The following is a 25,657-nucleotide window of genomic DNA, read 5'->3' as shown; positions in this document are numbered from 1 at the left end:
AGCGCAGAATCCCGCGAGTCAGCGCGGCGGCGGGTGCAGGAGGGACCGGATCGGCCGGGTGACGATGTCGACCTGGTCCACGAGGTCGCCCGGTCCCGTGACGACGATCGCCCTCCCCCGGGCCGGGGCGTGCACGGCGACGACGTCGCGCACCTGCACCCGCGTGGCCCGGCAGGGCTCGCCGTCCACCCGGAGCTCGCCGCTCTCCAGCGGCACGGCGTCCACCTCCGCGACGATGGCCCGCATCGCCGACCGGTAGTCCGCGAACCCGTCTGCGAAGTCCGGCACGGCGGCGTCGCCGTCCGTCTCGACGGGCGCGGCGATGTCGGCGTGCAGGGGAGCGGCGAGCGCCCCACTGCACGCCGCCCGCACCACGTCCTCCACGAGGTCGTCCGGCACCTCGGTGCGCAGCGTCTCCACCTCGAACGCCTCGCCCGCGAACGTGCGGTACGACCGCACGAACCGGTCCGACGTCGGGTCCACGCGCCCCTCGTCGCCGGTGAGCGCCTCGTCCTCCAGGTCCAGGCCCCACGTCAACGGGTCGTCGACCTCGCCGACCACCCCCGAGAACTGCGCCAGCCGGGCGTCCACCACCTCGTCGGCCGACACCGACGGCAGCCCGTGCCGCTCCGCGTCCGTCGGTGCCGACGCGGCGGAGTCCCGCTCGCGTCCGGTCTCGTCGTGCCCTGCGTCCCGTCCGACGTCGTCCATGGCGGACCTCCCGGTGAGCGTGACCCTCTTGCACAGACCTTGCCCCTCCTCGGGCGTGCTCGGCAACGGGGCACGCCGTCACGCCCCTGGCGAACAAGGGCATTCCGAGGGGGTCGGGCCGGTTGGCACCGCATAGAGTCGTAGCGGTCAGGCTGTCGCCGTCATCTCCGACGGGGTGCAGGAAAAGCCGCTCGTGAGGGAGCAGCACATGTTCGAGAGATTTACGGACCGAGCCCGTCGGGTTGTCGTCCTCGCTCAAGAAGAGGCGAGGATGCTCAACCACAACTACATCGGCACGGAGCACATCCTGCTCGGCCTCATCCACGAGGGTGAGGGCGTGGCCGCGAAGGCGCTGGAGTCGCTGGGCATCTCGCTCGACGGCGTCCGCGCGCAGGTCACCGAGATCATCGGCGAGGGCCAGCAGGCCCCCAGCGGGCACATCCCGTTCACGCCGCGTGCCAAGAAGGTGCTGGAGCTGTCGCTGCGCGAGGCGCTGCAGCTCGGCCACAACTACATCGGCACCGAGCACATCCTGCTCGGCCTCATCCGCGAGGGTGAGGGTGTCGCGGCGCAGGTGCTCACCAAGATGGGCGCCGACCTCAACAAGGTGCGCCAGCAGGTCATCCAGCTGCTCTCCGGCTACCAGGGCAAGGAGCCCGTCGCGGCCGGCGGCCCGCAGGAGGGTCAGCCCTCCGGTTCCGCCGTGCTCGACCAGTTCGGGCGCAACCTCACCCAGGCCGCCCGCGAGGGCAAGCTCGACCCGGTCATCGGGCGCAGCCAGGAGATCGAGCGCGTCATGCAGGTCCTGTCGCGCCGCACCAAGAACAACCCGGTGCTGATCGGCGAGCCCGGCGTCGGCAAGACGGCGGTCGTCGAGGGCCTCGCCCAGGACATCGTCCGTGGCGACGTCCCCGAGACGCTCAAGGACAAGCAGCTCTACACGCTCGACCTCGGCGCGCTCGTCGCCGGGTCGCGCTACCGCGGTGACTTCGAGGAGCGCCTGAAGAAGGTCCTCAAGGAGATCCGCACCCGCGGCGACATCATCCTGTTCATCGACGAGATCCACACCCTCGTCGGGGCGGGTGCCGCCGAGGGCGCCATCGACGCCGCCAGCATCCTCAAGCCGATGCTGGCCCGCGGCGAGCTCCAGACCATCGGCGCCACCACGCTCGACGAGTACCGCAAGCACGTCGAGAAGGACCCGGCGCTCGAGCGCCGCTTCCAGCCGATCCAGGTCAACGAGCCCTCCCTCGAGCACGCCATCGAGATCCTCAAGGGCCTGCGCGACCGCTACGAGGCGCACCACCGCGTGTCCATCACGGACGCCGCGCTGGTCTCCGCCGCGCAGCTCGCCGACCGGTACATCAACGACCGGTACCTGCCGGACAAGGCGATCGACCTCATCGACGAGGCGGGAGCGCGCCTGCGCATCCGCCGCATGACGGCCCCGCCGGAGCTCAAGGAGCTCGACGAGGAGATCGCCGAGGCGCGCCGCGAGAAGGAGTCGGCGATCGACGAGCAGGACTTCGAGAAGGCCGCCGGCCTGCGTGACACCGAGAAGCGGCTCACGCAGCAGCGCGCCGACAAGGAGAAGGCCTGGAAGTCGGGCGACCTCGACACCGTCGCGGAGGTGGACGACGAGCTGATCGCCGAGGTGCTGGCGATGTCGACCGGCATCCCGGTCATCAAGCTCACCGAGGAGGAGTCGAGCAAGCTCCTGCACATGGAGGACGAGCTGCACAAGCGCGTCGTCGGGCAGGACATCGCGATCAAGGCGCTCTCCCAGGCGATCCGCCGCACCCGTGCCGGCCTCAAGGACCCGAAGCGTCCCGGTGGCTCGTTCATCTTCGCCGGCCCCACCGGCGTCGGGAAGACCGAGCTCGCCAAGGCGCTCGCCGAGTTCCTGTTCGGTGACGAGGACGCGCTCATCCAGCTCGACATGTCCGAGTTCTCGGAGAAGCACACGGTCTCGCGGCTGTTCGGCTCGCCCCCCGGCTACGTCGGGTACGACGAGGGTGGCCAGCTCACCGAGAAGGTGCGTCGTCGTCCGTTCTCCGTGGTCCTGTTCGACGAGGTGGAGAAGGCGCACGCCGACATCTTCAACTCGCTGCTCCAGGTGCTCGAGGACGGTCGCCTCACCGACTCCCAGGGTCGCGTGGTCGACTTCAAGAACACCGTCATCATCATGACGACGAACCTCGGCACGCGGGACATCGCCAAGGGCGTCCAGACCGGCTTCAACGCCGGCGGCGACCTGGTGACCTCGTACGAGCGCATGAAGGCGAAGGTCAACGAGGAGCTCCGGCAGCACTTCCGGCCCGAGTTCCTCAACCGTGTCGACGACACGGTGGTCTTCCCGCAGCTCTCGCAGCAGGAGATCATCGAGATCGTCGACCTGGAGATCGCCAAGCTGGACAAGCGTCTGCGCGACAAGGACATGGGCATCGAGCTCACCCAGGCCGCGAAGAACCTGCTCGCCGAGAAGGGCTACGACCCGGTCCTCGGTGCGCGGCCGCTGAAGCGGGCCATCCAGCGGGAGATCGAGGACGCGCTGTCCGAGAAGATCCTGTTCGGCGACCTGCGTCCGGGCCAGCTGGTCCTGGTCGACGGCCAGGGCGAGGGCATCCTCGGGGAGTTCACGTTCCGCGGGGTCGACAAGGCCGAGCACGAGCGCGGCCCGGTCTCCGTCGGCGCCGCCGCGGCGCTCGACGCCCCGACGGGGGTGTCCGTCAAGGACCTCCCGCCCACCGGCCAGATGCAGGCCGGCGCCGAGTGACCCGCCCGGCCGTCTCCTGACGGTCCCGGTCCCACCGGAGCCAGAAGGCCCCGGACCCTCCTCACAGGGTCCGGGGCCTTCGTCGTGCCGGGAGCCGGCCGCTCGCGAGCCGGCGCAGGTTCTCGCGAGTCGGCGCACGTCCGGCACGGGCCGACGGCGGTCAGCGAACGTTGGTCAGCGGGTCCACAACGGGGTGGCGGAGGGTCCCGTCGCCCGTCTCGACGGTGAACCCCTCCCGCACCCAGTACTCGTAGCCGCCGAGCATCTCCTTGACGCGGTAGCCGAGGGCGGCGAACGCCAGCGCGCCTCGGGTCGCGCCGTTGCAGCCCGGCCCCCAGCAGTAGGTGACGACGGGCAGGTCGGGGTCGATCGTCCCGGCGGCACGCAGGCGTACCTTTCCGCCGGGCAGGTGCACGGCGCCGGGGAGGTGCCCTGCGTCCCAGGCCTCGGGCGACCGCACGTCGACGAGGGTGAACGCCTCACCGGCCGCTGCCGCGGCGTGGACGTCGGCGACGTCGGTCTCGAAGGCGAGGCGAGCCGCGAAGTGCGCCGCGGCGGCTGCGGGGTCGAGGTCGGAGGTCGGGTCGAGGCGCGAGGAAGTGATGTCCATGCGTTGATCGTCGAGGAGCGCGACCGGCAGCAGAAGTGGCGTGGACGCCGATGATCGTTAAAATCCCGCCATGCCCCAGCTCGGCGTGCCCGCACCCCGCACGGACAGTCGTCTCGCCCCCGGCCGTGTCACGGTCGACGACGACCCCCGCCCGCCGCGTCCGCTCTCCGCGCCCGGGCGGCCTCACCGGGTCGCCGTGCTGGTCACTCCCGGCATGGCACCGTTCGAGACCGGCGCCGTCGTCGAGGTGTTCGGCCTGCCCCGGCCCGAGGTGCCCGGCCCCTGGTACACGCTCGACGTGTGCACGCCGGACCCGGACGTGCCCGTGGCGATGGTCGGCGGGTTCTCGCTGACGGTCGCGCACGGCCTGGACGTCCTCGGTGCGGCGGACACCGTCGTCGTGCCCGCCACCGTGGACGTCCGCACCGGGCCCGAGCCGCGCGTGGTCGACGCGGTCCGCCGGGCTGCCGGGCGTGGCGCCCGTGTCGTGTCGATCTGCTCGGGGGCGTTCACCCTGGCGGCCGCTGGGCTCCTCGATGGTCGGCGGGCGACGACGCACTGGCGGTACACGGAGGAGTTCCGCCGCCGGTTCCCCGCCGTCGAGCTGGATCCCGACGTGCTGTGGGTCGACCACGGAGACGTTCTGACCAGCGCGGGCAGTGCGGCAGGGATCGACCTCTGCCTGCACCTGGTGCGGACCGACCGTGGGTCGGTGGTGGCGAACACGGTCGCGCGTCGCCTGGTGGTGCCGCCACACCGGGACGGCGGCCAGGCGCAGTTCGTCGACGCGCCCGTGCCCGACGCTGCCGGGACGGACGGCGTGTCCCTGGCGATGGCGTCGGTCCTGCGGGACGTCGCGGCCCCGGTGACGGTCGCGGCGATGGCCCGCACCGCCCTGATGTCGGAACGCACGTTCCTGAGACGGTTCACGGAGCGCACGGGCACGTCACCGGTGCGCTGGGTGGTGGGTCAGCGCGTGCAGGCGAGCCTACCGCTGCTCGAGGGCACCGACCTGCCGGTCGAGGAGGTCGGCGCCGCGGTGGGCTTCGCGAGCCCCGCGACGTTCCGTCACCACTTCGGGCAGCTCGTGCGCACCTCGCCGTCGGCGTACCGGCGCACGTTCCGGCGCGACGAGCCCGCCGGGGCCGCCTGAACGAGGTGGGATCAACCCCGCAGGAGCTCCAGCACCGCGGCGGCCAGGTCGTCCACGGCGTCGACGACGGCGAGGGCGCCCGCCCGCTCCAGCTCGCCGTCGAGGGCGTACCCCCAGGCGACGCCGAGGCAGCCGACGGCGTGCACGGCCGCGCCGTGGACGTCGTGCTCACGGTCCCCGACCATGAGCACGGGTCCGGCGCCGGGCGCACCCGGCCGGGGCAGGTCCAGGGTGACCAGCGCGCGTTCGACGACGTCCGCCTTCGTGGAGGTCGACTCGTCGAGCGGGGCGCCGAACACGGCGTCGACGAGGTCGGCCAGGCCGAACTTCTCGCAGACGGGCTGGGCGTACACCTCGGGCTTGGACGTCGCGACGGCGAGCGTGCACCCGGCCTCGCGCAACGCCGTCAGCGCGTCCGGGATGCCGTCGAACACCGTCGCGTCATACATCCCGCCGTCGGCGTACACCGACCGGTAGGCGGCGACGGCCTCGCCGACCCGCTCCGGCGGGACGCCGTGCGCCGGGAACGAGTCGGTGATGGGCGGGCCGACGAACGTGCGCAGGGTCGCGGCGTCGGGCACGTCGAGGCCGAGGGCCCGGTAGGCGTGCGCGGCGGACGCCGTGATGCCGGGCGCGGAGTCCATGAGGGTGCCGTCGAGGTCGAGGAGCACGAGAGGTGAGGTCACGGTGCCACCCTACGGATCACGGCGCGGCGGGCAGCGACCGGGCGTGCGCGACGAGCCGGTCGAACGCGGCGTCGAGGGCGGGGTCGACCTGCTGGGCCTCGGGGTGCGCGTCGAACCAGGCGAGCTGTTCCTGGGCGCCGACGTCGTAGGTGACGGTCGGGCGGAACTCCGGCACGAGCGCCTGGAGGCGGGAGCAGTCGAACACCATCGAGTGAGCCTTGTCGCCGAGCAGGCCGTCGCCGACGTCGGGCAGCACGCGGGCGATGGTCTCGGACGCGACGTGCACGATCTCGGGGTCGGGGACGCCCGCGGCCTCGCCGAGCCACGTGTAGACCTGGTCCCAGGTGGGCGTGTGGGTGCCCATGATCTGGAAGGCGTCGCCCACCGCGAGGGGGTGGCCCAGGAGGCCGACGAAACCGACCGCGAAGTCCTCGGTGTGCGTGAGCGTCCACAGGCTGGTCCCGTCCCCGTGCACGACGACGGGCCTGCCCGCCCGCATGCGGGCGACGTCCGTCCAGCCGCCCGTGGTGGGCAGGAGCGTGCGGTCGTACGTGTGGCTCGGCCGCACGATCGTCGCGGGGAAGGCGTCCTCGCGGTGGGCCCGCACGAGGAGGTCCTCGCCGGCGATCTTGTCGCGGGAGTACTGCCAGAACGGGTTGCGCAGGGGCGTCGCCTCCGTGACGGGGAGCCGGGCCGGGGGCGTCTGGTAGGCCGACGCCGACGAGATGAACACGTACTGGCCGGTGCGGCCCGTGAACCGCTCGACGTCGCGCGCGACGTGCTCGGGCGAGAACGCCCGGAACTGCGCGACGACGTCGAAGTCGCGGCTACCGAGGGCGGCGTCCACGGCGTCGTGGTCGGTGACGTCCGCCGTGAGCTGCTCTACGTCGGCGGGCAGCGGGCGCGTGGTCGAGCGGCCACGGTTGAGCACCGTGACGCGGTGGCCCTGCGCGACGGCACGGGTGACGGACGCGGCGCTGATCACGCCGGAACCGCCGACGAAGAGGATGTCGAGGGGGTTGCGGGTCATGCACGCCATGCTGCCCGACGGTGGCGTGCGGCGTCGGCCGACACGGCCGGGACCGCGGTGCGGCGCCGGTCGGCGTCAGCGGGTCGCGGCCGGCGCCGGGACGGTGAGGCCCGGGGGCAGGTGGTCGGGCAGGGTGCGGGTGAGAGCGGCGAGGCGTTCTGCCCTCGCGCGCCCCGTCATCCGCTCGACGGGGGCGGTGATCGACACCGCGGCGACGGGACGTCCGGCGCGGAGCACCGCGACGGCCGCGCAGGCGATGCCGCGCTCGTTCTCCTCGGTCTCGCTCGCGACCCCGGTCCCGCGGGCCTCGTGGAGGGCCTCGAGGAGCCGGTCGGGCGTGGTCGACGGCGCGAGGTACGGCTCGAGCGTGGAGGCGTCGTCGGCGTCGTGGAGCGGCCCCGCGGCCAGCAGCGCGCGGCCGAGGGCGGTGGTGGCGGCCGGGCGACGGCGTCCGACGGCGGACCAGACGCGGACGGCGCGCTGCGGCTCGACCTTGTCCAGGTAGACGACCTCCCGGCCGGCGAGCACCCCGAGGTGCACGAGCTCGTCGACGTCGTCGCACAGAGCGTCGAGGGCGGGTCGCAGCAGGGCGGGCAGGTTCTCCTCCGCGAGGAACGTGCTGCTCAGCGCGAGGATCGCGGGCCCCAGCCGGTAGGCGCCGTCGTCGCACTGCTCGGCGTAGCCGCGGTGCCGCAGGGCGGCGAGGGTGCGGTGGAGCGTGGACTTGTTCGCCCCGACCTCCGCCGACAGGTCGGCCAGCGGGATCCCCGCTGCGCCGGCGCGGCCGAGGGCGTCGAGCGTGAGGAGCGCCTTGTCGACGCTGCCGAGCGGGCTGGGTCCCATGGCCACCTTCCGGTAGGGTGTTTCGCAGTGAACAACTGGCGTTCACTATAACGAAACGGAGTGGAGAATGACAGCCTCAGACGACGCCGTCCTGGACGCCCTCGGCAAGCACCGCATCGTGCCCGTCGTCGTCGTCGACGGCGCGGACCAGGGCCTCGCCCTCGCCGACGCCCTCGTCGCCGGCGGGCTCCCCGTCGCCGAGATCACCCTGCGCACCGCCGGCGGCCTCGACGCCATCCGCGCCGTCGCCGCCGAGCGGCCCGACGTCGTCGTCGGAGCCGGCACCGTCACCACCGCCGACCAGGTCGACGCCGTCGTCGCGGCCGGCGCCCGCTACATCGTCTCTCCCGGCCTCTCCGCCCGGGTCGTCCAGCGCGCCCAGGAGCACGGCGTCCCCGTCCTGCCCGGCGTCGCCACCCCCAGCGAGATCATGGCCGCGCTCGACCTCGGCATCAGCACCGTCAAGCTCTTCCCCGCCTCGATCGTCGGCGGCCCCGCCGCCCTCAAGGCCTTCGCCGCCCCCTTCCCCGGCCTGCAGTTCGTCCCCACCGGCGGAGTCAGCGCGGCCAACCTGCCCGACTACCTCGGCCTCAAGCCCGTCCTCGCCGTCGGCGGCTCCTGGATGGTCGACAAGACCCTCGTCGACGCCGGCGACTGGGCCGAGATCACCCGCCGCAGCGCCGAGGCCGTCGACCTCGCCCACGCCCACACCCTGGAGTCCTGATCACCGTGGCCAACCCGTCCATCACCACCCGCCCCGCCGCCGAGTGCCGCTACGACGTCGTCGCCCTCGGCGAGATCATGCTCCGCCTCGACCCCGGCGACCGCCGCGTGCGCACCACCCGCAGCTTCGACGTCTGGGAGGGCGGCGGCGAGTACAACGTCGCCCGCGGCCTCCGCCGCGCCTTCGGGCTGCGCGGCGCCGTCGTCACCGCCCTCGCCGACAACGAGGTCGGCCGCCTCGTCGAGGACTTCGTCCTCACCGGCGGGCTCGACACCTCCTGGATCCAGTGGCACCCGTACGACGGCATCGGCCGCACCGTGCGCAACGGCCTCAACTTCACCGAGCGCGGGTTCGGCGTCCGCGGCGCCGTGGGCGTCAGCGACCGCGGCAACACCGCCATCTCCCAGATGAAGCCCGACGACGTCGACTGGGACGCCCTCTTCGGCTCCGGCGTGCGCTGGCTGCACACCGGCGGCATCTTCGCCGCCCTGTCCGAGTCCGCCGCCGACGTCGCCGAGGCAGCCATGTCCGCCGCGCGCCGCCACGGCACCGTCGTGTCCTACGACCTCAACTTCCGGCCCTCCCTGTGGAAGGGCATCGGCGGCATCGAGCGCGCCCGCGAGGTCAACCAGCGGCTCGCCCACCACGTCGACGTCATGATCGGCAACGAAGAGGACTTCACCGCCTCCCTCGGCTTCGAGGTCGAGGGCGTCGACGAGTCCCTCACCGACCTCGACACCGGCGCCTTCCGCGCCATGATCAAGACGGCCGCCGAGGCGTACCCGAACTTCCAGGTCATCGCCACCACCCTGCGCGGCGTCAAGACCGCCACCGTCAACGACTGGGGCGCCATCGCCTGGTCCCGCGGCGAAGGGTTCGTCGAGGCCACCCACCGCCCCGACCTGGAGATCTACGACCGCGTCGGCGGCGGCGACTCCTTCGCCTCCGGCCTCGCCTACGGTCTGCTCGAGCTCGGCTCCCTCCAGGAGGCCGTCGAGTACGGCGCCGCGCACGGTGCGCTCGCCATGACCACCCCCGGCGACACGACGACGGCGAACCTCGCCGAGGTCGCCAAGCTCGCCGGCGGGGGCAGCGCGCGCGTCCAGCGCTGACCTGTCGCGAGTCAGCGCACATCCACGCGAGTCAGCGCACATCGGCGCGAGTCAGCGCACATCGGCGCGAGTCAGCACAGATCAGCGGGAGTCAGCGAGAGCCCGGCGGGTCGGGGCGGAGTCGTTTGGCGCGGCGTGCGTCGAGCGGTTGCCCGATCGAAAGGGACTGCTGCACGGATATGGCCCGGCGTCGGCGGCTCGGGAGACAACGGGACCGTGGACGACGTGCTCCCGCGTCGAAGCATCGCAGCCCGTGTGGCTGCTGTCGTCATCGTGCGCTGACTCGCGCCGACCTGCGCTGACTCGCGCCGACCTGCGCTGACTCGCGCCGACCTGCGCTGACTCGTGCCGATGTGCGCTGACTCGCGCCGATGTGCGCTGACCCGCGGGGAGGTGTGCTGACTCGCGCCCGGTGGCGACCGATCGACGACGAAGGGTGGTGGAGGGATCTCGCGCGTCGTCGTCAGACCCGGAGTGGAGGGCCCCCTGGGGCCCGTGAACGCGACGACGCGCGAGATCCCTCCACCACCCGGAACCTGCGCTGACTGGTCAGAACCTGCGCTGACTCGCGCCGACGGGCGCTGACTCAGCGAGGCGGGGGAGCGGTGGTCTCGCGGACGACGAGGTCGGTGCCGAGGTTGAGCCGGGTGGTCAGCGGGGTCTGCTGGTCGGCGAGCTCGAAGAGCATGCGGGCGGCCGCCGAGCCCATCTCCTCGAGGGGCTGGCGGACGGTCGTCAGGGCCGGGGTGGTCCACTGGGCGAGGGGGAGGTCGTCGTAGCCGACGACGGACAGGTCCTCGGGGACGCGGATGCCGAGGTCGCGGGCGGCGCGCAGGACGCCGAGGGCCTGCATGTCGGAGCCGGCGAAGACGGCGGTGGGGCGGTCGGCGCGGTCGAGGAGGTCACGTCCGGCGCGGTAGCCGGCCTCGACCTCGAAGTTGCCGCCGCGCAGCAGGTGCGGGTCGAACGTGACCCCGGAGCCCTCGAAGGCGCTGCGGAAGCCGTCGATGCGGGCGCGGCTGCACAGCATGTCGGCGGGTCCGCTGATGGCGGCGATGTGCCGGTGGCCGAGCTGGAGGAGGTGGCGGGCGGCGACGAGCCCGCCGTTCCAGTTGTCGGAGCCGACGACGGGGACGTCGGCGGGGGGTTCGCCGTCGGTGTCGATGACGACGAACGGGATGCCGCGGCTGACGAGCTGGCGCCGTTGCCCGCCGCTGAGGCCGGAGGCGACGAGGAGCACGCCGACGGGCGGGCGCAGGAGGGTGGCGTCGAGCCAGGTCTGGGGTGGCCGGTGGAGGCCGCCGAGCTCGGACAGGATGACGCTGGTGCGGGCGGCGGCGGCCGCCTGCTCGACGCCCCGGATGATGCCGAGCGACCAGACGGAACCGAAGCTGTGGAACACGAGGTCGATGAGGCCGGTGCCGGCGGCGGGCGGCGCGGCGCGGCGGCGGCGGTAGCCTGCGCGCTCGAGGGCGTCCTCGACCTTGGTGCGGGTGGTCTCGGCGACGTCGGCGCGGCCGTTGAGCACCTTGGACACGGTGGGCGCGGACACGCCGACCTCGCGGGCGATCTGGGCGATCGTCGGCGCGCTGGCGCGTGGTCCGGGCATCCCCGTGGTGGTCATGGTGTCCTTCCCGGGCCCGGCCCGCGCGGGTCATGGTCCCGGTCTGAGGTCGCAAGTTTCGATTGCCATCCTAGTCATCCCTCCCTTCGCTGAGAACTCCTGCAAACGTTGTCACGCCGCCTGCCGCCCCAGTTCAGCGGGTGAATCTGAGCGCCGCAACCCGAGGATCGGGCCGATCCTGTGATCAGACCGTGATCCCGACTCCACTTGACCGCCGTGTGACGGGCGTCCTACTCTGCCGCTATCGATAACGTTTTCAGTGTCGAAACTTTCGGGCGGTCACCCACAGCGATGTGGACCCGTTCGCCACGATGACGTGACGGGAGCAGGTATGGCACACGGTGCCGGGGCGCTGACGGCCCCGCCGGCGGACACGGGCGGTGAGCTCGCCCCGCCGACCGAGAGCAGGCCGAGCGGCAAGGAGCCGCGCCGCGCGCGACGTCACCGGGTGACGTGGCGGCAGGCGCTGCGCAAGGACTGGCGGCTCTACACGTTCATCGCGCTGCCGGTGCTGTTCTTCCTCGTCTTCAAGTACGCCCCGATGGTCGGCAACGTCATCGCGTTCCGCCGGTTCAGGCCGGGCGGCAACCCGCTCGGCGACGAGTGGGTCGGCCTCTACTACTTCGAGATGTTCATCAACAACCAGCAGTTCTGGACGGTGTTCTGGAACACCGTGATCCTGGGGCTGCTGACGCTGGCGATCTGCTTCCCGCTGCCGATCGTGCTGGCCCTGATGCTCAACGAGCTGCGGTCGCGCCGGTTCAAGAAGATCGTGCAGACGATCTCGTACCTGCCGCACTTCATGTCGATCGTCATCGTCGCCGGCCTCGTGCTGCAGCTGACGTCGGTCAACGGCACCGTCAACCAGCTCGTCACGGCGTTCGGCGGCGACCCGATCTCGTTCATGCAGCAGCCCGAGTGGTTCCGCACGATCTACGTGAGCTCCGAGGTCTGGCAGACCGTCGGGTGGGGCACGATCCTCTACCTCGCCGCCCTGACGACCATCGACGACCAGCTCTACGAGGCGTCCCGCATCGACGGTGCGAACCGGTGGCAGCAGACGTGGCACATCACCCTGCCGGGCATCCGCCCGACCATGATGGTGCTGCTCATCCTCAACATCGGCACCTTCATGGCGGTCGGGTTCGAGAAGGTCCTGCTGCTGCAGAACCCGCTCATCTACTCGACGGCGGACGTCATCTCGACCTACCTGTACCGGGTCGGCATCCAGTCCGCCCAGTTCTCCTACGGCACCGCGATCGGCCTGTTCGAGGCCGTGATCGGGCTGACCCTCGTCCTGACCGCGAACTATGCCTCGCGCCGCATGGTTGGAGCCTCGCTGTGGTGACCGAAACCCGGACCCCGGACCTGGCGGCGGTCCGCCAGAGCACGACGACGATCAAGGACACGCCCGGCTACCGGACGTTCCGCTGGACGAACGTGGTCCTGCTGCTCCTCGTCTGCGCGGTGACGCTCTACCCGTTCGTCAACCTGGTCGCGAAGGCGTTCTCCTCGGAGGGCTTCATCGCCGCCGGCGAGGTCAACCTCTGGCCGCGGGGCTTCAACCTCGACACCTTCGACGTCGTCATGGGCGACTCGCTGTTCTGGCGCAACTACGCGAACACGCTGCTGTACACGGTGCTCGGCACGGCGATCTCGATGGCGCTGACGACGCCGTACGCGTACGCGCTGAGCCGCCAGCACCTCAAGGGCCGCAACTTCTTCATCGGCATCGCCGTGTTCACGATGTTCTTCGGCGGCGGTCTGATCCCGAACTACATCCTGGTCGCGGACATCCTCGGGATGCGCAACACGATGTGGGCGATCGTCCTGCCGGGCGCGATCAGCGTCTTCAACCTGCTGGTCATGAAGTCGTTCTTCGAGAACTTCCCGGCCGAGCTGGAGGAGGCCGCGGCGATCGACGGCCTGACGACGTACGGCGTCTTCTTCCGGATCGTGCTGCCGCTGTCCAAGGCGGTGCTCGCGACGATGACGCTGTTCTACGCGGTCGGCCTGTGGAACTCCTGGTTCAACGCGTTCCTGTACCTGGACCAGAAGGAGCTGTTCCCGGTCACCGTCTACCTGCGCAACCTCATCGCGGCAGCGACGAGCCCCGCCGCGGGCACGACCGGCATGGAGGCTGTGCAGATCGGCGCGAACATCCAGGCGGTGACGATGCTGCTGACCGTCCTGCCGATCATCTGCCTGTACCCGTTCATCCAGAGGTACTTCGTCTCCGGGGTGATGCTCGGCTCGGTCAAGGGCTGACCGACCCGTCCCCGGGGGCTCGGCGCCTCGCCGTCCCCACCTGTCAGAGCGACGACGCTCGTCACACGAGGAGAATCATGAAGAGCACGAGAATGCGGACCGCGGTCGCGGCCGTGTCGATCAGCACCCTCGCCCTGGGCTTGGCCGCGTGCGGCGGCGGCGACGAGGGCGAGACGGGCGACGGTGACGCGACCGGTGACGCCGTGACCATCGGCGCCGAGCAGTCGGTGGGCGCCATGGAGGAGTTCGCCGCGGGCGACACCTTCCGGGCCACCGAGCCGGTGGAGCTCTCCCTGCTGTACCGCGACCACCCGAACTACCCGGTGCAGGACGACTGGTCGATCTTCCAGCAGCTGGAGGCGAACCAGAACGTCACGTTCGCGCGCACCGACGTGCCGCTGGCGGACTGGGACCAGAAGAAGGCACTGCTCATCGGCTCGGGCGAGACGTCCGACATCATGTCGGTGACGTACCCCGGCCAGGAGGTGCAGTTCGTCGCGGGCGGCGCGCTGCTGCCGGTGTCGGACTACCTGGAGTACATGCCGAACTTCTCCCAGAAGATCGAGGACTGGGGCCTCCAGGAGGACCTCGACAACCTCCGCCAGGACGACGGCAAGTTCTACATCCTGCCCGGTCTCCGGGAGATCACGGACGTCCAGTACTCCGTCGTGATCAACGACGACATGTGGACGAAGGCCGGGATCACGGAGGACCCGGCGACGTGGGAGGAGTTCGCCGCGGACCTGCAGACGGTCAAGGAGGCGAACCCGGACATCGACTACGCGTTCTCGGACCGGTGGACGGACTCGCAGCCGCTGGGTGCGATGCTGCAGTACATGGCGCCGAACTTCGGGGCGTCGGGCGGCTGGGGCTACGCGAACACCTGGTACGACGACGCGGCGGGCCAGTTCACGTTCAACGGCACGTCGGACGGCTACCGCCAGCTCCTCGAGACGGTCGCAGGCATGGTCTCCTCGGGGGCGATGGACCCGGAGATCACGCAGAACGACGACCAGGCGAAGCAGAAGTTCATCTCGGGCTCCTCGGCGGCGATCTCGGGCAACACCCAGGAGATCACGGTGTACCGCACCGCCATGGAGGACGCCGGCAAGGACGCCTCGATCCGCCTGCTGACCCTCCCGGGCGGCCCCGCGGGCAGCAACCTGCTCCCGAGCCGCCTGTCGTCCGGCCTGATGATCGCGGCCGACGCCGCGGAGAAGCCGTACTTCAAGGCGCTCCTGCAGTACGTCGACTGGCAGTACTACTCGGACGAGGGCATGGAGTTCGCGCAGTGGGGCGTCGAGGGTGAGACCTACGACGTCGTCGACGGTGCGCGCACCCTCAAGGAGGACATCGGCTGGAACGCCCTCAACCCGGGCGCCCCGAAGATGCTCAACACCGACTTCGGTTACAGCAACGGCGTGTTCCTGCTGGCGAACGGCTCCTCGCAGGAGCTCCTGGAGTCCGTGATGTCGGACGAGGTCAAGGAGTGGACGCGCGCCGTCCTGGACGCCAAGACGGTGCTGCCGGTGACCCCGGCCGCCCGCCTGGACGAGATGGAGCTCGAGCAGGCCTCCCTGCTGGACACCCAGCTCAAGGACGCCGTGATGGCCGCGACCGCGGCGTTCGTCACCGGCCAGCGCTCGCTGGACGACTGGGACGCCTACGTGGCGGAGCTCGAGGGCCTGGGCGCGACCCAGCTCGTCGACACGTACAACACGGCGCTCGCACGCCAGCAGTGACCTCCGCGGCGTCGTCGCCGGGCCTCGTCCCGGCGGCGGCGCCGCCGTCCTACCCCCACCGTCGCAGGAGTCTCGCGTGTCCACGATCGTCGTCCCGTCCTCTCCCACCGGCGTCCTCGGCGACGCCTGGCGCCGGTGCGTCGGGACCGGCCGCCTCAACCTGGCGCTGCGCGCCGACCACCAGGAGTCGCTGGCCCTGGTGCAGTCGGAGATCGGCTTCCGGTACGTCCGGGGGCACGGGTTGCTGTCGGACGACCTGGGCATCCACCGCCCCTACGACGTGGCAGGCCACCGGGGCACCCGGTACTCGTTCACGTACGCCGACCAGGTGCTCGACGCCTGGCTGGACCTCGGGATCCGTCCCTTCCTGGAGCTGGGCTTCATGCCGTCGGGGCTCGCGTCGGGCGACCAGACGGTGTTCTGGTGGAGGGGCAACGTGACGCCCCCGCGCGACCACGGCGAGTGGGCGGCCCTGGTGCAGGCGGTGGTGCGGCACGCGATCGACCGCTACGGCCTGGACGAGGTGCGGCGCTGGCCGATCGAGGTGTGGAACGAGCCGAACCTGGTGAACTTCTGGCAGGACGCCTCGCAGGAGGCGTACTTCCGGCTGTACGAGGTGACGGCGGCCGCGGTGAAGGACGTCGACGCCGAGCTCCAGGTGGGCGGCCCGGCGATCTCCCCGGGGGCCGACGACTGGTGGCAGCCGTTCGCGGACTTCGTCACCGACCGGGACGTGCCCGTCGACTTCTTGTCGTTCCACGCGTACACGACCGGTCCGGCGCAGCACGTCCCGTTCGGCACGTACCAGACGCTGCGGGACCCGCAGTCGCTGCTCGACCAGTTCGCGACGCCCGCGAAGCTGCTCGCCGGGTCGCGGCTGGAGGGTCTGCCGACGCACGTCACGGAGTTCTCGACGAGCTACCGCCCGGACAACCCGGTGCACGACACCCCGTACCAGGCGGCGTCGCTCGCGCCGGTGCTGGTGGGCGGCGGCGACCTGGTGGACTCGTTCTCCTACTGGACGTTCTGCGACGTCTTCGAGGAGGAGAACGTCCCGACGTCGGCGCTGCACGGCGGCTTCGGCCTGCTGGGCCACCGCCAGCTCCGCAAGCCCGCGTTCCACCTCTACGCGTTCATGGCCCGGATGGGCACGCAGGTGCTGCACCGCGGCGCCGACCACCTGGTCACCCGCGACGACGCCGGACGCGTCACGGTGCTCGCCTGGCAGCCCGTGGGAGGCACGGACGCGCCCGACGAGCCCGCACGGCACGAGCTGCGGCTGTCGCTCCCCGTCCCGGGCGCCGGCCGGGTGTCCGTGCACCGGTCCCGCGTCGCCCCCGAGCAGGGCGACGTGCACTCCGCCTGGCGCCACCTGGGCCGCCCGGGGTCCCCGACGTCACGCCAGCTCGACCTGCTGCACGAGGCGTCCGAGCCCGTGCGTTCCCTGACGTCGCTCGACGTCGTCGACGGGCGCGTGACCCTCGACCTCACCCTCGACCGGCACGAGGTGACGCTCGTGGAGATCGACGCCGTGCACGACGAGACCCCGGCGTGGCTGGACGACGCCCGGATCCTCGGCCGCCAGGTCGCGGCGCAGGGCGCCTGATGGCTGCGCAGGCGGGTGCCCGGGACCCGGGCGAGGGGATCCTCAGCCGGGTGGCGGGCCGGGTCTACTGGTACGCGACGGTGGGGCTGCTCGTGGCGCTGGGCTGCGTGCCGTCGCTCGTGGCGCTGCTGATGCTGGACGGTTCGCCGGGCAACGTGCTCGTCCTGCCGCTGTGCCTCGCCCCGGCGGTGCCGTTCGTCTCCGCAGGGCTGTTCACGCTGCACGTGCGGGCGCGGGCCGAGGAGCCGGCCCCGGCGCGCACGTTCGCCCGCGGGCTGCGCCTCAACACCAGCGACGTCCTGCTGCTGGTCGTCCCGGCGCTGGTGGTGCTGGGGATCGTCGCGACGTCGGTCGTGCACCGCGAGGCGGCCGGCATCGGCACGGTGTATGTCGTGGTGCTGCTGGTCGTCGCGCTGCTGGTGGTGCTGTGGGCGCTCCAGGCGCTCGTCCTGGCGTCGGTGTTCCGGTTCCGCGTCCGCGACGTCGCCCGGCTGGCCCTGCACTACCTGACCCGGCGGCCCGGCGCGACGGTCGGCCTGCTGGCGCTCGTCGTCGTCGCGGGCGGCGTGGTCGCCGTCGCGGGGGAGGTGGGGCTGGTCGTCGTGGGCGTCGCCTGGCTCTGGTTCCTGCTGCGCGTCGACGCGCCCGTGCTCGCGGACGTCACCGACCGCTTCGTCGCCTGACCGCCGGCGCGCGCCCCTGGCCCGCCGGAACCGTTCGACCGTACGACCCCGACCCTGGAGGACCCGTGTCCGAGCACCGCACGCCGCAGATCCGCTACGGCGGCGACTACAACCCCGAGCAGTGGCCGCGCGAGGTCTGGGAGGCCGACTACGCCGCGTTCGACGAGGCCGCGATCGACACGCTCACCCTCAACGTGTTCTCGTGGGCGACCCTCCAGCCGGACGCCGACACCTACGACTTCACGCAGCTCGACGAGATCGTGGAGCGGGCCGTCGCGGGTGGCCGCGACGTCGTCCTGGCGACGTCCACCGGGGCGCTGCCGCCGTGGCTGGCGCACGCCCACCCGGAGGTGTGCCGCACGGACTTCCAGGGGCGTCGGCACGTGTACGGCCAGCGGCACAACGCGTGCCCGAGCTCGCCGGTGTACCGGCGGCTGTCCGCGGAGCTCGCCGGGCGCGTCGCCGAGCGGTACGCCGGGACCCCCGGACTGGTGGCGTGGCACGTCGGCAACGAGTACGGCGGGTTCGACGGCGGCTGCTGGTGCGACCTGTGCGGCGCCGGGTTCCGCGACTGGCTGCGCGAGCGCTACGGCACCCTCGACCGGCTCAACGAGGCGTGGAACGCGACGTTCTGGTCGCACACGTTCACCGACTTCGAGCAGGTCGTCCCGCCGAACATGCTGTCCGAGCACTGGCGCGGCCCCGATCACACGGCGTTCCAGGGCATCACGCTGGACTACCGCCGGTTCATGTCCGAGGCGATGCTCGCGAACTACCGGGACGAGAAGGAGCGGATCCGCGAGCACGACGCCACCACCCCCGTCACCACGAACTTCATGGGGATGTTCCGCCCGATCGACTACCACCGGTGGGCCGCGGACCTCGACGTCGCGAGCTGGGACAACTACCCGCCCGGGCAGCGGGAGCACGCCCGGATGGCGCTCGCCCACGACCTCATGCGGGGCCTGAAGGACGGCGCCCCGTTCTGGGTGATGGAGCAGACGCCCACCATCACGGCGTCGCGCGACGTCAACCCGGTCAAGCGTCCCGGGGTGCTGCGGCTCTGGTCGTGGCAGGCGGTCGCGCACGGCGCCGACGCCGTCCTGTACTTCCAGATGCGTCAGTCGAAGGGCGCCTGCGAGAAGTACCACGGCGCCGTCCTCGACCACGCGGGCCGCACCGACACGCGGTCGTTCCGGGAGGTGGCGGCGCTCGGCGCGGAGCTGCGCGACCTCGGTGACGCCGTCCTCGGCGCCCGCACCCCGGCCCGCGTCGCGGTGCTCTTCGACTGGGACTCCTGGTGGGCCGCCGAGATGACCGACGGCTTCAACCGGCACGCCCGGTACGTGGACACCGTCCTCGGGTACTACCGGGCCCTGTGGAACGCCGGGGCGCAGCTCGACGTCGTCCCCGTGACCGCCGACCTCACCGGCTACGACGTCGTCGTCGCGCCCATGCTGCACCTCCTCCGGGGGGACGTCGTGGCACGGCTGGAGGAGGTCGCCGCCCGCGGCGGCACGGTGCTGTCGTCGTTCTGGGCAGGCCGGGTCGACGAGGACTCCAACGCCTACCTCATGGACGCCCCCGGGCCGCTCGGCCCGCTGTTCGGCATCCGGGTCGAGGAGACGGACTCCGCCGAGCCCGGCGTCGTCCACCCCGTCCACCTCACCGGCCCCGACGGCGACCTCACCGCCGGGGCGGGCCTCGTGTTCGAGGTCCTCGTCCCCGAGGGCGCCGAGGTCGTCGGCACGTACGGCGCCGAGTTCTACGCGGGCACGCCGGCCGTCACGCGGCACACGTTCGGCGACGGGGAGGCCTGGTACGTCGCCACCGGGCTCGACGACGCCGGGCTCGCGCACGTCGTGCGGCGCGTGCTGGACCGCCACGGGCTCGTCGGCCCGTACGCCGACGCCGACGACGTCGAGCTCGCCGTCCGCGCCACGGACGGCCGGCGGTTCGCGTTCGTGCTCAACCACGCCACCGAGGTCCGGGAGGTCGCCGCGCACGCGTCCGGCACCGACCTGCTCTCCGGGCGGCGCGTCGAGGCGGGGGAGACGCTCCGACTCGAGCCGACCGACGTCGTCGTGCTCCAGGAGGACTGACCGTCGCCGCCGAGCGTCTCTGAAGGTCGGGAATGAGGGCTCGAACCCCGACATCCAGAGACGCTCGGCGGGGGAGGCGTCAGCCGACCTGGCCGGTGACGGTGTCGCCGGACCGCGTCACCGTGTACTCCACGGTGTCGCCGCTCCAGAAGTGGAACGTCAGGTGGACGGGCTCGCCGTCACGGACCTCCGCGAAGAACGCGGGGCGCAGGACGATCTCGCCGGCCGCCTCGTCGGGGACGAATGCCGCGTCGAACTCCTTGTACGTGGTCCACGAGTGCGGGCCGGCGGCGGAACCGTCGGCGTAGGTGGCCTCCATCGTGGCGAGACGGTCGCCGCGGAACTCCGTGGGGATCCCGAAGTCGTCGGTGGTGCCGGTGGCGTCGGCGAGCACCGGGGTGTCCGCCACGATCACCTCGACGTCCCACGGCACGCCGCGGGTGAACCGGGCGGTGAGCTCGGCCTGCGGGCCGTGCGCGTCGTCGGTGAGGCGGTGCAGCAGCCGCTTCGTCAGGGTGACCTGGTCGCCCCGCACGCGGTAGTCGAGCACGGGCAGCAGCGGCCGCCGGTCGATCCACAGGCCGTGGAACCGCGTGCCGTGCTTCTCGAGCGTGATCGTCTGCGGCTCGACGGCGCCGGGGCGGACGAACACCTGGTCGGTGGACGCGGTGCCGGAACGGGTCCGCCAGGACGACTCGATCTGGGCGAACAGCTCCGGGTCCTGCCACGCGAACGTGGTGCGGTCCAGGTGCTGGCCGTTGTCCCAGAGCATGGTGGTCACCCCGGCCGCCCGGGCCTCGGCGCCGAACATCTCGAAGAACTTCAGCTTCTCGCCCTGCTCGATGGTGCCGGTGTGCCGGTCGAACCCGAGCAGGCCGTACTCGCCGAGGATCACGGGGACGCCCTGGTCGATGAACGTGGCCTGCACCCGGTCGAAGGTGCCCGTCATGTCGGCGCGCGCGACGTCGTCGTACCGGTAGCCGCCCGCGACGTTCACGCTGAACGGCCAGTAGCCGTAGTAGTGGATCGTGGCGGCGATCTGCGGGTCGTCGAGGCCGTCGATCGTCGCGTCGAGGGCGTCGAGGCGCTCCTGGGCCGCGTTGGTGTGCAGGGTGGGCAGGACCAGCAGGCGGTCGTCGTTGTGGCCGCCCGAGGAACGGACGACGTCGTGGAACGCGACGTTGAGGTCGTGCAGCAGCGCGTCGCCCGCGTCGTCGTCGACCCCGGCGAACTGCGGCTCGTTGAGCGACTCGAACGTGAGCTCGGCGGGGTGGTCCGCGAACCGGTCGGCGAGCTGCTCCCAGGTGGCGGTGAACTGCGCGGTGACGCCCGCGGGGTCGCTCGGCATCGCGTTCGTCCACATCCACGAGTCGTGGTGCACGTTGAGCAGGACGTACAGGTCCTCCTCCAGCGCCCAGTCGACGACCTCCTCCACGCGGTCGAGGAAGTCCGGGTCGATCGTGTGGTCCGGTGCCGGGCCCTGGTGCTGGCCCCACGTCACCGGGATGCGGATCGAGTGGAACCCCTCGTCGGCGACCGCGGCGATCTGCTCGCGCGTCACCACGGGGTTGCCCCACGCGGTCTCGTCCGCGCCGACGGCGTCGAACGAGTTGCCGAGGTTCCAGCCGGGCTGCATCGCCTCGACCGTCTGCTCGGCGGTGAGGGTCTTGCCGGGGCGGTCCGGCCGGTGGCGGTCGCCGTGGCCGGGGCCCGCGGACGCCGCGGTGGCGGTCAGTGCGAGGAGCGTCGCCGTCGCGACGGCGACGGCCGGGGTTCTGCGGAGATGCCTCATGCGGGTGTGCCCTTCGTCGCGCACGTCCGGCGCCGGGGCGGCGCCGCTGGAGGTGTCGAGACGCGTCTTCATCGAAGCGCTTCGACGGATGCCATGCTCCCGAGACGCCCCGAGCGCTGTCAAGAGGGGCGGGACGACCGGCCCCGCGCCGGCGGCCGCCGTGCGACCGACGCCGACGGCGGCCCACGGCACCGGTAGCGTGGGCGCGTGAACACGCCCGAGACCGGCCCCGCACCCCGCCCCGCCCCGACCGCCGTCCGGCTGCTCGTCGTCGGCGTGCTCCAGGCGCTCGCCGTCTCGCCGACCGTCGTCGCCCTCGGCCTGCTCGCCCTGTCCACCGGGCCGCGCGGCGCCACCGCCGCGCTCGCGGTGCTCAGCACCGTGCTCGTCGGCCCGGCGCTCGCCGCGGGCCTGTTCGCGCTCGGCGACCGGCCGGTCGAGCTCGGTCTCTCCCCGGCCGCCGCCTTCGCCCGCGGCTACCGACTCAACCTGTTCGACGCCGCCAAGCTGTGGGTGCCCGCGCTGCTCGTCCTCGCCGTCCTCGCGTTCATGGTCGTCGACGTCGCCGGCGACGCACCGGCGTGGGTGCTCGGCATCGGCATCGGCGTGGGCGTCCTCGTGCTGCTGTGGCTCGTGCAGGCCACGGTCATCGCGGCGTTCTTCACGTTCCCCACCCCCGACACCGCACGCCTCGGCGTGTTCTTCCTCGCCCGGCTGCCGCGCGTCACCCTGCTCGTCGTCGCCCTGCTCGTCCTCGCCGCACTGATCGTCTGGCTCACCGCCCCCGCCGTCCTCGCACTGCTCGGCGTGCTGTGGGCGGCACTGCTGCTGCGCGTCGAGCGGCCCGTGCTCGCCGAGGTGCGGCAGCGGTTCATCGACGTCGACTGATCGGCCCCCGCGGCGCCGCTCAGCCGGGCGACCCTCAGTAGATCGTCCGCCCACGGGCGTCGGGGATCCCGGACTTGCGCAGGAAGTACGTGTTCACCTGGTCGCGCCACTCGACGGCGGACCGCAGCTGCTCGGCGAGGCGCTCGCGGACGCGCCGCGCGACGTCGTCCGGCACCTCGGCGGCGACCTCTTCCCACCGCGCGACCATCGCCTCGACCTGCTCGACACCCGCGAAGTGCGTGTCGTAGACGTGCTGGATCACGGTGACGCCGCTGTGCAGCACGTGCGTGTACGGCACGTGGTGGAAGAACAGCAGCAGGTCGTCCGGGCAGGTCTCGAGCGACTCGTAGACGTCCCGCCACGGTGCCGGGTACTGGCCGGTGTACCCCGTGCCCGTGGCGCGGGTGCGGTCCACGCCGATGCCGTCACGGTCGGCGAAGTGGTAGGTGCCCCAGGGCGTGTACTCGTAGCCGTCGACGTCCGGCCCGTAGTGGTGGCCCGGCCGCACCATGAAGCCGACGCCCAGCGGCGCCGTGTACGCCTCGTAGGTGCGCCACGAGTCGTCGAGGATCGCGTGCAGCGCGGCCCGCAGGTCGGCCGAGGTGTCGGGGAACGTCAGCGTGATCCACTCGTCGAGCAGGTCGGTCGCATCCAGCGTCGGGTCCCAGGTGAGGCGCCCGAACGCGTACAGGTTGGCCTGCGCGAACGGGTGGCCGGTCCAGAACCGGTCGTCGCCCACGTTCGACACCGCGGCGATCCCGCCGCCCCCGGCCGCGGCGACGCCCGGTGCGGCGTCCGGCCCGTGCCCGGTGACGACGTCCGCGACGCGCGTGCCGCCACCGGTCGTGCCGTCGTCGGCGCCCCACGGCGCGAACCGCAGGAGCTCGCTCCACCACGGCCCGAGGTAGCAGGCGTGCCGCTGCTGACCCGTGTACTCCTGGGTGACCTGGAGCTCGAGCGCGAGGCGCGTGCGCGGCATCGCGGCGAGCACGGGGGAGACCGCCTCGCGGGTCTGGAAGTCGAGCGGGCCGTGCTTGACCTGCACGACCACGTTGTCCGCGAAGCGGCCGTCGAGCGGCGCGAAGTGGTCGAAGGCGGCGCGTGCGCGGTCCGTCGACCGGTCGCGCCAGTCCTGCGTGTGGTTGTAGACGAAGGCCCGCCAGTGCACGAGCCCGTCGTGCGGAGCGACGGCCTCGGCCAGCAGGTTCGCGCCGTCGGCGTGGTCCCGCCCGTACGCGAAGGGTCCGGGCTGGCCCTCGGAGTCCGCCTTGACGACGAACCCGCCGAAGTCCGGGACCTGCGCCCACACCCGGTCGGCGGCGTCGCGCCACCAGGCGCGGACGGCGTCGTCCAGCGGGTCGGACGTCGGCAGCCCGCCGAGCGTCATCGGCGCGGCGAAGCTCACCGCGAGATGGGTGCGGACCCCGTACGGGCGCAGGGCGGCGGCGATGCGGGCGACCTCGGGCAGGTCGTCGGTGAGCAGCCGCGCCTCGCGAGCGTGCACGTTGACGTTGTTGATGCAGGCGCGGTCGATGCCGACGGCGGCGAGCAGCCGCGCGTACGCGGTGACGCGCGTGAGGTCGGCGCGAACCACCCCGGCGTCGTAGAAGATCGAACCGCCGGAGTACCCGCGCTCCACCTGCCCCATCACCGGGTGCACGTCGACGTTGTCCCAGTGGTCCAGCATCCGCAGCGCGGCGGCCGGGGCGTGCTGCTCCGTGCCCTCCGGGCCGGTGAACGCCGCCTCGCCCCGCCGCACGACGTGGAACCAGCCGTGGAGCAGGCCGGTGGGGGTCCTGGCCGTGACGGTCGGCCGACCGTCGGTGCGGGCCACCGTGAACCCGTCGGGCGGGCTGGTGGCCGAGCCGGGCTCGAGGCGCAGGACGAGGTCGGGGGAGTCCGCGGCGCCGACGACGGCACCGCCGTGGGTGCCGGTCGCCCGGTCGAGCTCGGTGACGAGCGAGGCGAGGACCGCCCGGTCGAGGTCGGTCGCGGTGGGCGCCGCGGCGTCCAGCGCGAGGCGACGGGTCCCGACGGCGGCGAACGCTTCGTCGGGGAGCCACGCGGCGTGCGGGGCCGGGGTGCCGAAATCGATGTCGAAGGTCACGAGGTCGTCCTTGTCGTCGTGGCGGTGGTGGTGCCCTGCTCGGCTCGGAGGGGCGCGCGACGTCAGCGTGCGCCGTGCCGGGCGGCGTCCCAGACGCCCAGCAGGTACTGGATGCCCAGCGCGCGGTCGTACAGACCGTAGCCGGGGCGCGGCTTGTTCGTGGTGTTCTCGTCCCACAGGTGGCGGCCGTGGTCGGGTCTGATGTAGCCGGTGTACCCGGCCTGGGCGTACGCCGTCATGATGCCGACCGTGTCGACGTCGCCCTCGCACGCCCGGTGCGCGACCTCGGTGAAGTCCCCGTTCGGGAAGTGCTTGATGTTGCGCACGTGCGAGAAGTGGATGCGGTCCATGTACGTCCGCACCGCGGCGACGGCGTCGGCCTGCGGGTTCGCGGAGAAGCTGCCCAGGCACAGGGTGAGGCCGTGGTGCGGGCTCGGGTGCAGGGCGAGCACGCGGGCGAGGTCGTCGTGGGTGGACACCACGCGCGGCCAGCCGAAGACGTCGAAGGGCGGGTCGTCGGGGTGCACGCCGAGCTTGACGTCGACCTCCTCGCAGACCGGGATCACGGCCTCGAGGAAGTACTGGTAGTTGGCGTACATGTCCTCGTGGGTGCCGCCCTCGTAGGCGGCGTTCAGCTCGGAGAACCCGGCGAGACGCTCCGGCTCCCAGCCGGGCAGGGTCAGGCCGTGCGAGCCGGCCTCCATGTCGGCGATGAGGCTCTCGGGCGTCATCCGGTCGACCACGGCCTTCTCGAAGTACAGGGCCGTCGACCCGTCGGGCAGGGGGTGCCACAGGTCCGTGCGCAGCCAGTCGAAGACGGGCATGAAGTTGTAGCAGACCACCTTCACCCCGGCCCGGCCGAGACGGCGGATCGTCGTGCGGTAGTTGTCGATCGCCTCGTCGCGGCCCATGCCCAGCACGGTGCGGCCGAGCTTGATCGACTCGTGCACGTTGACCGACTCCACGACGTCGGCGTCGAAGGTGCGGGTGATCCCGCGCGCCCGGGCGGCATCGGTCAGACCCGTGATCCTCGCGACCTCCGCGTCGATCTCGGCCTGCTCCCAGACCTCGCCGGCCTGCTTGTGGTGCAGGCTCCACACGATGGTCTCGACGCCCGGCACCTGGCGGACGTGGTCGAGCGTGACGGTGTCGTTGCCCTCGCCGTACCAGCGGAAGCCCATCTTCATCGCAGTGCTGTCC

Annotated in this window: 20 protein-coding genes; 11 read left to right on the top strand and 9 right to left on the bottom strand. The window is 72.1% G+C overall.

Translation table 11 applies throughout. The annotated features are described in order from the left end of the window. Window positions 1–18: 18 nt before the first annotated feature. Window positions 19–711 (bottom strand): hypothetical protein, encoded by a 693-nt coding sequence (locus tag I598_RS09210; protein ID WP_232314122.1) that lies wholly within the window; start codon window positions 709–711, stop codon window positions 19–21. Between the two features lie 208 nt (window positions 712–919). Between I598_RS09210 and I598_RS09205 the strand changes: the two genes are divergently transcribed. Continuing rightward, window positions 920–3,487, top strand: a complete 2,568-nt coding sequence (locus I598_RS09205; RefSeq protein ID WP_068202703.1) for an ATP-dependent Clp protease ATP-binding subunit — start codon at window positions 920–922, stop codon at window positions 3,485–3,487. A gap of 160 nt (window positions 3,488–3,647) precedes the next feature. On the opposite strand, the gene I598_RS09200 is transcribed toward I598_RS09205, so the two are convergent. Continuing rightward, on the bottom strand, window positions 3,648–4,097 hold the full coding sequence (locus I598_RS09200; RefSeq protein ID WP_068202702.1) for a rhodanese-like domain-containing protein: 450 nt from the start codon (window positions 4,095–4,097) through the stop codon (window positions 3,648–3,650). Between the two features lie 70 nt (window positions 4,098–4,167). Between I598_RS09200 and I598_RS18295 the strand changes: the two genes are divergently transcribed. After that, entirely contained in the window at window positions 4,168–5,250 is a 1,083-nt protein-coding gene (locus I598_RS18295) for a helix-turn-helix domain-containing protein (protein ID WP_083973093.1), read from the top strand. A gap of 11 nt (window positions 5,251–5,261) precedes the next feature. Here the strand turns inward: I598_RS18295 and I598_RS09190 are convergent, their stop codons facing one another. The 3 genes from I598_RS09190 to I598_RS09180 all read right to left on the bottom strand — a co-directional run bounded on the left by I598_RS09190 (window position 5,262) and on the right by I598_RS09180 (window position 7,809). Continuing rightward, window positions 5,262–5,936 (bottom strand): HAD hydrolase-like protein, encoded by a 675-nt coding sequence (locus I598_RS09190; RefSeq protein WP_083973091.1) that lies wholly within the window; start codon window positions 5,934–5,936, stop codon window positions 5,262–5,264. Between the two features lie 16 nt (window positions 5,937–5,952). Next, entirely contained in the window at window positions 5,953–6,966 is a 1,014-nt protein-coding gene (locus I598_RS09185; protein WP_418268490.1) for an NAD-dependent epimerase/dehydratase family protein, read from the bottom strand. A gap of 75 nt (window positions 6,967–7,041) precedes the next feature. Further along, window positions 7,042–7,809 (bottom strand): IclR family transcriptional regulator, encoded by a 768-nt coding sequence (locus I598_RS09180; RefSeq protein WP_068202700.1) that lies wholly within the window; start codon window positions 7,807–7,809, stop codon window positions 7,042–7,044. A gap of 67 nt (window positions 7,810–7,876) precedes the next feature. Between I598_RS09180 and I598_RS09175 the strand changes: the two genes are divergently transcribed. Further along, window positions 7,877–8,533 carry a bifunctional 4-hydroxy-2-oxoglutarate aldolase/2-dehydro-3-deoxy-phosphogluconate aldolase gene (locus tag I598_RS09175; protein ID WP_068202699.1) on the top strand — a complete coding sequence of 219 codons (657 nt, stop codon included), beginning with the start codon at window positions 7,877–7,879 and terminating at the stop codon, window positions 8,531–8,533. A 5-nt stretch (window positions 8,534–8,538) separates the two neighbouring features. Further along, complete coding sequence (locus tag I598_RS09170; RefSeq protein ID WP_068202698.1) at window positions 8,539–9,645, top strand: sugar kinase; 1,107 nt, start codon at window positions 8,539–8,541, stop codon at window positions 9,643–9,645. Between the two features lie 586 nt (window positions 9,646–10,231). Here the strand turns inward: I598_RS09170 and I598_RS09165 are convergent. Further along, window positions 10,232–11,269 carry a LacI family DNA-binding transcriptional regulator gene (locus I598_RS09165; RefSeq protein WP_068202697.1) on the bottom strand — a complete coding sequence of 346 codons (1,038 nt, stop codon included), beginning with the start codon at window positions 11,267–11,269 and terminating at the stop codon, window positions 10,232–10,234. 331 nt (window positions 11,270–11,600) lie between these two features. Between I598_RS09165 and I598_RS09160 the strand changes: the two genes are divergently transcribed. The 6 genes from I598_RS09160 to I598_RS09135 all read left to right on the top strand — a co-directional run bounded on the left by I598_RS09160 (window position 11,601) and on the right by I598_RS09135 (window position 19,670). Beyond that, entirely contained in the window at window positions 11,601–12,617 is a 1,017-nt protein-coding gene (locus I598_RS09160; protein ID WP_068202696.1) for an ABC transporter permease, read from the top strand. Then, complete coding sequence (locus I598_RS09155; protein ID WP_068202695.1) at window positions 12,611–13,537, top strand: carbohydrate ABC transporter permease; 927 nt, start codon at window positions 12,611–12,613, stop codon at window positions 13,535–13,537. The genes I598_RS09160 and I598_RS09155 overlap by 7 nt, the downstream gene beginning before the upstream one ends. 77 nt (window positions 13,538–13,614) lie before the next feature. Beyond that, a complete protein-coding gene (locus I598_RS09150) occupies window positions 13,615–15,279 on the top strand; it encodes an ABC transporter substrate-binding protein (protein WP_068202694.1) in 1,665 nt (554 codons plus the stop codon). A 76-nt stretch (window positions 15,280–15,355) separates the two neighbouring features. Beyond that, a complete protein-coding gene (locus I598_RS09145) occupies window positions 15,356–16,885 on the top strand; it encodes a GH39 family glycosyl hydrolase (RefSeq protein ID WP_068202693.1) in 1,530 nt (509 codons plus the stop codon). Next, complete coding sequence (locus I598_RS09140; protein WP_068202692.1) at window positions 16,885–17,568, top strand: hypothetical protein; 684 nt, start codon at window positions 16,885–16,887, stop codon at window positions 17,566–17,568. The genes I598_RS09145 and I598_RS09140 overlap by 1 nt, the downstream gene beginning before the upstream one ends. Before the next feature lie 65 nt (window positions 17,569–17,633). Continuing rightward, window positions 17,634–19,670, top strand: a complete 2,037-nt coding sequence (locus I598_RS09135) for a beta-galactosidase (protein ID WP_068202691.1) — start codon at window positions 17,634–17,636, stop codon at window positions 19,668–19,670. 79 nt (window positions 19,671–19,749) lie between these two features. Here the strand turns inward: I598_RS09135 and I598_RS09130 are convergent, their stop codons facing one another. Then, the gene (locus tag I598_RS09130) at window positions 19,750–21,534 is read right to left on the bottom strand and encodes a cellulase family glycosylhydrolase (protein WP_232314121.1); all 1,785 of its coding nucleotides are present in this window, start codon (window positions 21,532–21,534) and stop codon (window positions 19,750–19,752) included. 135 nt (window positions 21,535–21,669) lie between these two features. On the opposite strand from I598_RS09130, the gene I598_RS09125 reads away from it, so the two are divergent. Next, window positions 21,670–22,350 carry a hypothetical protein gene (locus I598_RS09125; protein ID WP_068202690.1) on the top strand — a complete coding sequence of 227 codons (681 nt, stop codon included), beginning with the start codon at window positions 21,670–21,672 and terminating at the stop codon, window positions 22,348–22,350. Between the two features lie 34 nt (window positions 22,351–22,384). Here I598_RS09125 and I598_RS09120 read toward each other — a convergent pair whose 3' ends face one another. Beyond that, window positions 22,385–24,457, bottom strand: coding sequence for an alpha-glucuronidase (locus I598_RS09120; RefSeq protein WP_068202689.1), 2,073 nt, complete (start codon window positions 24,455–24,457; stop codon window positions 22,385–22,387). A gap of 62 nt (window positions 24,458–24,519) precedes the next feature. Then, window positions 24,520–25,644 carry a mannonate dehydratase gene (locus I598_RS09115; protein ID WP_068202688.1) on the bottom strand — a complete coding sequence of 375 codons (1,125 nt, stop codon included), beginning with the start codon at window positions 25,642–25,644 and terminating at the stop codon, window positions 24,520–24,522. Between the last annotated feature and the right edge of the window lie 13 nt (window positions 25,645–25,657).

Origin of the sequence: Isoptericola dokdonensis DS-3, assembly GCF_001636295.1 — a bacterium.
GTDB classification, from domain to species: Bacteria; Actinomycetota; Actinomycetes; order Actinomycetales; family Cellulomonadaceae; genus Isoptericola; species Isoptericola dokdonensis.
Note: the sequence above shows the minus strand (reverse complement) of the source record. Positions and strands in the feature narration are given on the sequence as shown.